This window comes from Brevundimonas sp. (assembly GCF_036676055.1).
GTDB lineage: Bacteria > Pseudomonadota > Alphaproteobacteria > Caulobacterales > Caulobacteraceae > Brevundimonas.
This window is the reverse complement of the sequence record NZ_JAKFDS010000087.1, coordinates 1-7684: the sequence shown is the minus strand read 5'-3', so window position 1 is coordinate 7684 and position 7684 is coordinate 1. Positions and strand designations below refer to the sequence as shown.

Below are 7684 nucleotides of genomic sequence, written 5' to 3'. Positions count from 1 at the left end.
GCGGATGATCCAGTCGCGGATGTTGTGGATGTTGCGGCCGGTCGACAGGTCCATGACGTTGTCGGCGCCCCAGCGGGTGGCCCAGACCAGTTTGTCGACCTCGTCGTCGACGCTGGACAGGACAGCCGAGTTGCCGATGTTGGCGTTGATCTTCACCAGGAAGTTGCGGCCGATGATCATCGGCTCGACCTCGGGGTGGTTGATGTTGTGCGGGATGATGGCGCGGCCGCGGGCGATCTCCTGACGCACGAACTCGGGGGTGACGAAGTCGGGGATGGAGGCGCCGAAGTCCTCGCCGTCGCGGATGCAGGGGGCGGTCTGCTCGCGGCGCAGGTTCTCGCGGATGGCGACGTATTCCATCTCCGGGGTGATGATGCCGGCCTTCGCATATTCGTACTGGGTGACGGGGCGGCCCTCGACGCCCTTGAAGACGCGGTGGCGGCTGGTGTCGAAGCGGGGGGCGAGGTTCTTGCCGCTGGCGTGGCCATTGTCCTCGGGCCTGACCTCGCGCGGATTGGCGACGGGGGCGATGTCGCCGCGGTCGAGCTGCCAGGACGATTTCACCAGCGGCAGGCCCTTGGTGATGTCGATGGTGACGGTCGGGTCGGTGTAGGGGCCGGAGGAGTCGTAGATGGTGACGGGGGGCTCGTTGGCCGACGGGTGCACCGCGACCTCTCGGAAGGGGACGCGGATGTCGGGGTAGAGTTCGCCGGCGACATAGACCTTGCGCGAGCCGGCGCGTTCGCCGGTCGGGATGGTCCCGGTCTCGCGCATCACCTGATCGCGGGCGTCCTTGAGGGCCAGATCCACATTGGGCTCGGCGGGCGTGGCGGGCGGGGGGACGGCGATGTTCATGGCGGCCTCGGTGTTGAGGGCGCCGACGTCGGGCGAGATGGTCCTGTGGCGTGGACCGAAGCGTTTCCCATCCCTTCGCCGGCATGACCCGGATCAGGTTCGACGGGTCAGGGGATCACCCCAATCTCAGCCGCTCAGGCGCGACCCCCCGGAGAACGACCCAGCCATACGCCCGGACGGGGGCGGGTTCAATCGCGCCGGGTTCCGGCGAGGCGGGTCTTGTGCGTCGTCGGACTGAGCAGGGCGGCGAGGGCGAGCAGAAGCAGCACCGGAACCGCAAGCGCCGCCATCAGGCAAAGCACCCAGAAGAATTTGCCCGTCTCGGCGGCCAGCAGCATCAGCCCGACCGCCGCCGCAGCGCAGATCCCCGCGCCGCCCAGCATGACGGCGACCATCAGCAGACGATTGCCGAGCGCCCCCGGCGCGAACTTGTGGCAGGCGGGGCAACGCACGACCGCCACCGGGGACTCGGCCTGCTGACGGGCGAGCTCGATTTCGGCCGCGTGGGCGGCGGCGTCCTCCTGGCCGGGGATGACCTCGCGCTCGGTCTCCAGCACCCGGTCGTACTCGTAGCGGGCGGCGCAGCGGGGGCAGGTCACCCGTTCGACCACCGTTCGCGAGAATTTCGCCTTCGTCCCGTAAGCCACCGTCCACCCCCCGTCTGAACAGGGCCAGTCAAGAGGCGCCATGGGCGGCGGTCAAGCCACTGAACCTGACGGCTCAGGGTTCCGACCAGCCGGGGACGGTCAGCTCGACCGCGCCGCGCGGGTCGGCGTCGAAGGCGAGGGTGACCTGCTCACTGCCGTGGGCGGGGACGTAGTCGAGCGCGGCGGTCGCGGTCTGGTCGCCGAGCCGGCCCTCGACCTCGACGCCGGCGGCGGTCTCGTCGCCGAGGTTGCGGACCTCGATCTCGGCCAGCCAGACGGCGCCGGCCGGGCGGACCTCGCCGAGTGTGGCCTCCAGCCGGGCCGGCTGGCGCGGGCCAAGGGCGCCGCTGCCGATCACGGCCAGCACAGCGAGGGTGAGCAGCAGGCCGAGGCCGCCCATGATCCATTCGAGGACGGGCGGCTTCTGTTCGGGGGCGTCTTTTTTCGGGGGCATGGGCTACACCAGCAGACGGGCGGCGGCGGCCCCGAGGGCGCCGGGGAAGGCGAGGACGACCGCGGCGTCGATCATCTCGCGAAAGCCATGGCCGTCGGTGCGGCCGAACACCCACAGAACATAGACGCTGACCAGCAGGACGAGGCCGTAGCCGGCGAGGGTGTAGTGGACAAATGCGGTCACCGGCTGGCCCTGCTCCTCCTGCCCGGCGAAGCCGGCGCTGTAGACGATGGCGTGCATGACGGCGAGGGAGACGAGCACCAGGGCCACCGCGTGCCAAGGCGTCATCCGGTAGGCGATCAGGATCATCTCCTCGGTGGGGGCGACGTTGAGGGCGAGGAACAGGGCGCCGGCGACCATCAGGAACAGTTCACCGGGATAGCGGGCCTCGCCCTCGTCGCCCTCGCCCCGACCCGAACTGAGCTGCCGCCGGGCCAGCAGGGCGCCCATGGCCCCGGGGACGGCCTGTAGCGCGATCTGGCCGACCGAATGGCGCAGCGGACCGGCGGGCTCCAGTATGGCCATGACCGTCAGCAGGATCGCGGCGGTCACATAGCCGACGGCGAGGGCGACAAAGGTGTCGAGCAGGGCGTGGGCGAGGCCGTGGTGGCGGTGGCTGAAGCCCGCGTAATAGGCCAGGCCGACCAGCATCGGCACGGCGGTGAGCAGGAACAGGGCGAGCCGGGCCGGATGCAGGCTGAAGCCGAACCACCACATTTCCATGGTCATCAGCAGAGGCAGGCTGAACAGCAGCGCCCCGCCGAAAGCCCGGCCGAGATCGCGGCCGTAGGCGGTTTCGCGGCGTCGATCGAGGGTGGCGGCGGAGCTCATGGATGCGGCAACGCCTGACGGGGCCGTCCGCTCCCCGCCCACGTCGCCCGGCCCGGGCTCCCCGGCGTCAGTCGATCCGTTCGAACCGGTCCTCATCGTGGATCAGCGCGGTGACGCGGCCGTCCGTCCGCTCGAAGCGGAAGGAGGTGGGCGGGTCGGCGAGGCCGTCGGCGATGGCGAACAGATCGGGGGCGGCCGGCTCGAGCGGGCGCTCGACGACGCCGCGGCGGGTGAGGACGGTCTCGCCCCGGAGCGAGACGACATGGTCGCCGAGGGTCGGATGGCGGTAGCGGCCGACATAGGCGGCGCGGTCGGCGGCGGAGGGTCGCCACGTCCAGCCGCCCCATTGCGCTTCGGCGCGACGCGCATCGACCCGGGCCATCCGGCGGGCCGCGAAGTCCGCGAGACGTCCCGCGTATTGCGTCGCGTAGGCTTCCGGGTCCGGGGCCGCCCGCCCCGGATCCTGAACGGTTTCGAAGAAGGTCTGAACCAAGGTCTGGCCCAGGCCGCCGGTCAGGCTGTCGCTCGTGGAGAAGACGGCGATGCCCACGCCCAGCTCAGGCGAGACGGCCATCGCCGACCGCATGCCGGTGTAGCTGCCGCCATGGGCGCGGATATCGACGGCGCCGAGGCGGCAGACGTTCCAGCCCAGGGCGTAGCCCTGGCAGGCGATGACATCGCCCTGGATGTCGGCGGCGACCTGGGGAGTCTGGGCTTCGCGGACCCATTCGGGCCGGACCGCGTCGTTGGCCTCGCCCAGCTGGATGACGAGCCAGCGGCCCATGTCGTTCGGCGACACGACCAGACCGCCGGCGGCGTGCATCAGGTCGTCGGGCTTGCCCGGGAAGACGTCCCAGCCGCGCGCGCCCATCCAGCGGTGATAGGCGGGCACGCCGTCGAACTGGCTGGGGCGGGCGCCCGAACGGGTCATGCCCGCGGGCCGGAACAGCGCCTGATCCAGCCAGTCGCGCCAGTCGCGCCCGGTCTTCAGCTCCAGCGCCGCGCCGTAGAGCAAATAGCCGAGGTTGGAATAGTCGAAGCCGGGCGCCCGGGCTTCGGAGCCCGTGGACAGCAGGCGGGCGTAGTCGGCGGACGGCACGCGGTCGCTGTACGCCGTGCGGAAGGAGAGGGCCTCGTTCTCGATCGGGCCCTGATGGCTGAGCAGCCGGCGAAAGGTGATCGCGGCCGGATCGACGCCCGGCGGAAAAGTCACGTCCGGCCAGATGTCGGCGAGGGTCCGGTCGAGCGGGAAGACGCCCTCGGCGTCCAGCTTCACCGCCAGCAGGCCGACGAAGGCCTTGGTCTGGGAGGCGATGTAGAAGGGCGTGTCGTCGTCGGCGGCGGGCGAGGCCGGATCGGAGGAGAGGCGGCCGTGGGTCCAGATCAGGGGCGCGCGGCCGCGGCGGACCACGACCACGGACAGGGCCGGCGGCGCGCCCGGCTGGTCGGCGACGGCGCGCGCGAGGCCGAAGACGGCGTCGGCGGCGCGCCGGAAATCAGCCTCGCTCGCAGAGATCGGGGCCGGCGCAGCGGCGGCCGCCTGGGGCAGGGGCTGGGCCGCCACGGCGGGAGCGGCGAGGACGGAGGCGGCGAGCAGGAGGGTCAGTAAGGGACGGCGCATGGATGACTCCGGGGAGGGGAGCTGCAGACTGGCGGGGCCGGGCGGCCGGGTCTTGGACGGATGCAACCCGGGCGGCGCGGCCGGTCACGCAGCGCGACGTATCAGGCCGCCAGGGGGCAGGCCGTACAGATCGCGGCAGGCGCGGGTGAAGTGGCTCTGGTCGGCGAAGCCCGCGTCGAGGGCGGCGAGGGCGGCGGGCAGACCACTGGCGCTGAGGCACAGGGCCCGGTCGAGCATGGCGCGGCGACGGAAGGCGGACGGCGTCTCGCCAAAGGCGGCGAGGAAGGCCCGACCCAGATGAACCCGATGGCGGCCCGCCTCCCGCGCGATGTCGGTCAGGCGCGCCCCGGCCGGCGCCTCCATCAGTCGATCCCGCACCGCGATCAGCCACGGGTCCGGCTGTGGCCGGGAGGGGACCCCGTCGCACAGGGCGAGAATGTCCCAGGCGGCCTCCTGCCCGATCTCGTCGCCTTCCAGCAACAGGGGGACGAGGCGGCGCAGGTGCGCCCGCGGCAGGACCGGGGACCATGCAGGCTCGACGACGGCGGGCCGGTCATCGGCCCGGGTCGGGGCCGAGAAGGTCAGAACCACGGCACCCTGAGGACCGAACCGGACGGCGTGCCGCAGGCCCTCGGGCCGCAAACCCGCCCGGCCGGCGCCGATGGATCGGGCGGCGCGGGCGTCGGTCTCCTCGAAGCCCCCAGCGAGAACCAGCGACAGATGGGCGGCGTCGTGGGCGTGGGCCGGCTGGCCCAGACGAGGGGCGTAGCGTTTCAGCCGGGCGGCCGGGACGGAGTCGGTCATGAAAACGTCAGCCTGAAAGGAGCCACCTCCCACAGAGGCCGCGACGGCGTCATCTGGATGCGGCCGATCGGGCGGGGCCGCCTGCGTCAGTCCGGAAACACCGCCAGCAGCTTGTCGAGCGCGGCCTCAATCCGGGCCCAGCCGGCGTCGTCGAGCGCCACGCCGCCGACGCCGGGGCGGGCGCCGCCGGACAGGGCGAGGTGCTGGACGGCGGCCAGAAGCACGGCGTTGATGGCCACCGCGTCGCCGGTCGGCGGGGTGCGCAGGCGCGGGCGGCGCTCGCGCATCCAGGCCTGCAGCACGGCCGAGCGCTCGGTCTCGATGCGATTGAGCAGGGGCGAGGATTCCACCAAGGCCCATGCCATCAGGCGCAGGGTCAGGGGGCTGGCGCGCAGGGCGCCCAGCCAGGCCGCCAGGCTTTCGCGGGCGAAGCCGCGCAGCGACTCCGTTCCCGTGGGCGGGACTGCGTCGAGCGAGCGGACCAGGCCGGCGTGGGCGCGGGCGGCGATGCGCGCGACCACCCCGTCGACGCCGTCGAAATAGCGATAGACCAGTTTGCGGTCGCAGCCCGCCTCGGCGGCGAGGGTCTGGACGTTGAGGCCGGGGAAGCCGTCGCGCAGCAGGATGCGCTCGCCGGCCTCGACAATGAGGGCCTCGGTGGCGGAGCGGTCGCGCAGGCGGGCGGGGGCGGCAGGCGATTCGGCCATGCGTCCAGCATCACGCCATGACGGCGGGGCGGCAAGCTTCATGCGGGAGATAAGGTAGCGGCCCGGCCCGCGTCGGGGGGGCGTGGCAGAGGCCGGGCCGCTGGTGGACTAGTCGAGCGCGCATCGCCGCTTGGTCCGAGCGATAAACTGCGGTCGGCGGGATCGGTTCCGGGCGAGGGGCGTAGTTTTCGGTAATTCACTTTGACCCCGTCGCCGGTTCTGGTCTGTCCACTGTCCGGAATCGGACATAGTGCCGTCAGTTCAAGGGTTTGAGTGGACGGCCGCGCGAATAAGGCTACGGTCGGCGCCGGATGAGGGAGGGACTATGCCGACACGACTGGACCGACTTGTGTATCGCAGCGTGGCCGCGATGCCGACGGAGGCCCTGCTGCCGCTGGCCGAACTGCTGGGCGAGGCCCAGCGCAACAATGAACGCGCCGGCCTGACCGGGGCCCTGGCCGTCCACGACGGCCGCTTCCTGCAGGTCGTCGAGGGCGACCCCGGCATCCTCGACCAGCTGCAGCGCCGGCTGGGTCGGGACCGGCGCCACCGCGACATCGACGTGCTGGACCGCCGCCCGATCGAGCGCCGCGCCTTCGACGGCTGGTCCATGGCCAGCGCCCGGATCACGCCGTCGCTGGCGCCCGAGCTGGATCTGCTGATGGCCGAGTCGGCGCCCTCGGCGGACCGGATCGTCGGCCTGATGCTGGAGTCGGTGGCGCCCGACTGACCGCTTGGGGCGGGCGCGTCTCCGTGCCAGGGATGGAGCGCAGCAAGGAGTCCCGTCATGCATCTCGCCCGTTTCCCCCGCGTGCGTCTCGCCCATCTGCCCACGCCGCTGGAGCCGCTGCCGCGGCTGTCGGAGGAACTGGGCGTCGATCTGTGGATCAAGCGCGACGACTGCACCGGCCTCGCCGGCGGCGGCAACAAGACGCGCAAGCTGGAATTCCTGCTCGGCGAGGCCTTCGAGCAGGAGGCCGATACGCTGGTGACCCAGGGGGCGGTGCAGTCGAACCACGTGCGCCAGACGGCGGCGGCGGCGGCGGCGCACGGCCTGGCCTGCGAGGTCATTCTGGAGGAGCGGACGGGGTCGAAGGCGCATGACTATGTGGCCAACGGCAATGTGCTGATGGACCGGCTGTTCGGGGCGGGGATCCGCACCGTGCCGGGCGGTTCTGACATGCCGGCGGAGCTGGAGAAGACGGCGGCCGAGGTGCGGGCGCGCGGCGGACGGCCCTATGTGATCCCGGGCGGCGGGTCGAACCCGGTCGGGGCGCTGGGCTATGTCGATTGCGCCCGCGAGATCGTGGTCGGGGCCGATGAGCTGGACCTGCGGGTCGACCGGATCGTCACGGCGACCGGCAGCGCCGGGACCCACGCCGGGCTGGTGGCCGGGCTGGCGGTGATGGGGGCGGACATCCCGGTGCTGGGCATCGGGGTGCGGGCGCCCAGGGCGAAGCAGGAAGAGAATGTGCTGAAGCTGGCGCGCGAGACGGCGGCGCTGCTGGGGCGGCCGGACGCGGTGACGGCGGAGATGGTCGTGGCCGACTGCGATTATGTCGGCGAGGGCTACGGGCTGGTCGATCAGGACGTGATCGAGGCGCTGAAGCTGGCGGCGCGGACCGACGGCATCGTGCTGGATCCGGTCTACAGCGCCAAGGCGATGAAGGGGCTGATCGCCCTGGCGCGGAAGGGCGCGTTCAGGGGCGAGACGGTGGTGTTCCTGCACACCGGCGGGGCGCAGGGGCTGTTCGGCTATGAGAGC

At 72.0% G+C, this 7684-nt stretch carries 9 protein-coding genes and 1 riboswitch; of the genes, 2 read left to right on the top strand and 7 right to left on the bottom strand.

Annotation, left to right across the window (positions count from 1 at the left end; all coding sequences use genetic code 11):
• From V6M45_RS14180 to V6M45_RS14150, 7 genes are all read right to left on the bottom strand, one after another.
• Positions 1–774 (bottom strand): phosphomethylpyrimidine synthase ThiC (locus V6M45_RS14180; protein WP_332657190.1); only part of this gene is annotated, 774 nt, incomplete at its 3' end.
• Positions 775–907: 133 nt separating this feature from the next.
• Positions 908–1016, bottom strand: a riboswitch (TPP riboswitch).
• Positions 1017–1043: 27 nt separating this feature from the next.
• On the bottom strand, positions 1044–1502 hold the full coding sequence (locus tag V6M45_RS14175; protein ID WP_332657189.1) for a hypothetical protein: 459 nt from the start codon (positions 1500–1502) through the stop codon (positions 1044–1046).
• A 73-nt stretch (positions 1503–1575) separates the two neighbouring features.
• Positions 1576–1956: a hypothetical protein gene (locus tag V6M45_RS14170; RefSeq protein WP_332657188.1), complete on the bottom strand. Its 381-nt coding sequence runs from the start codon at positions 1954–1956 to the stop codon at positions 1576–1578.
• Between the two features lie 3 nt (positions 1957–1959).
• On the bottom strand, positions 1960–2787 hold the full coding sequence (locus V6M45_RS14165) for a TIGR02587 family membrane protein (protein WP_332657187.1): 828 nt from the start codon (positions 2785–2787) through the stop codon (positions 1960–1962).
• A gap of 67 nt (positions 2788–2854) precedes the next feature.
• Positions 2855–4408, bottom strand: coding sequence for a serine hydrolase domain-containing protein (locus V6M45_RS14160; protein ID WP_332657186.1), 1554 nt, complete (start codon positions 4406–4408; stop codon positions 2855–2857).
• 84 nt (positions 4409–4492) lie between these two features.
• A complete protein-coding gene (locus V6M45_RS14155) occupies positions 4493–5212 on the bottom strand; it encodes a helix-turn-helix domain-containing protein (RefSeq protein WP_332657185.1) in 720 nt (239 codons plus the stop codon).
• Positions 5213–5298: 86 nt separating this feature from the next.
• Entirely contained in the window at positions 5299–5919 is a 621-nt protein-coding gene (locus V6M45_RS14150; protein ID WP_332657184.1) for a TetR/AcrR family transcriptional regulator, read from the bottom strand.
• 325 nt (positions 5920–6244) lie between these two features.
• On the opposite strand from V6M45_RS14150, the gene V6M45_RS14145 reads away from it, so the two are divergent.
• Together V6M45_RS14145 and V6M45_RS14140 are read left to right on the top strand one after the other, a co-directional pair.
• On the top strand, positions 6245–6649 hold the full coding sequence (locus V6M45_RS14145; RefSeq protein WP_332657183.1) for a BLUF domain-containing protein: 405 nt from the start codon (positions 6245–6247) through the stop codon (positions 6647–6649).
• Between the two features lie 57 nt (positions 6650–6706).
• A partial coding sequence (locus V6M45_RS14140; protein WP_332657182.1) for a D-cysteine desulfhydrase occupies positions 6707–7684 on the top strand: 978 nt, incomplete at its 3' end.

Bases quoted from the DNA above. Each gene is read 5' to 3' on its own strand.
- V6M45_RS14165 (WP_332657187.1), bottom strand. From the start codon at position 2,787: ATGAGCTCCGCCGCCACCCTCGATCGACGCCGCGAAACCGCCTACGGC.
- V6M45_RS14150 (WP_332657184.1), bottom strand. From the start codon at position 5,919: ATGGCCGAATCGCCTGCCGCCCCCGCCCGCCTGCGCGACCGCTCCGCC.
- V6M45_RS14145 (WP_332657183.1), top strand. From the start codon at position 6,245: ATGCCGACACGACTGGACCGACTTGTGTATCGCAGCGTGGCCGCGATG.
- V6M45_RS14160 (WP_332657186.1), bottom strand. From the start codon at position 4,408: ATGCGCCGTCCCTTACTGACCCTCCTGCTCGCCGCCTCCGTCCTCGCC.
- V6M45_RS14155 (WP_332657185.1), bottom strand. From the start codon at position 5,212: ATGACCGACTCCGTCCCGGCCGCCCGGCTGAAACGCTACGCCCCTCGT.
- V6M45_RS14170 (WP_332657188.1), bottom strand. From the start codon at position 1,956: ATGCCCCCGAAAAAAGACGCCCCCGAACAGAAGCCGCCCGTCCTCGAA.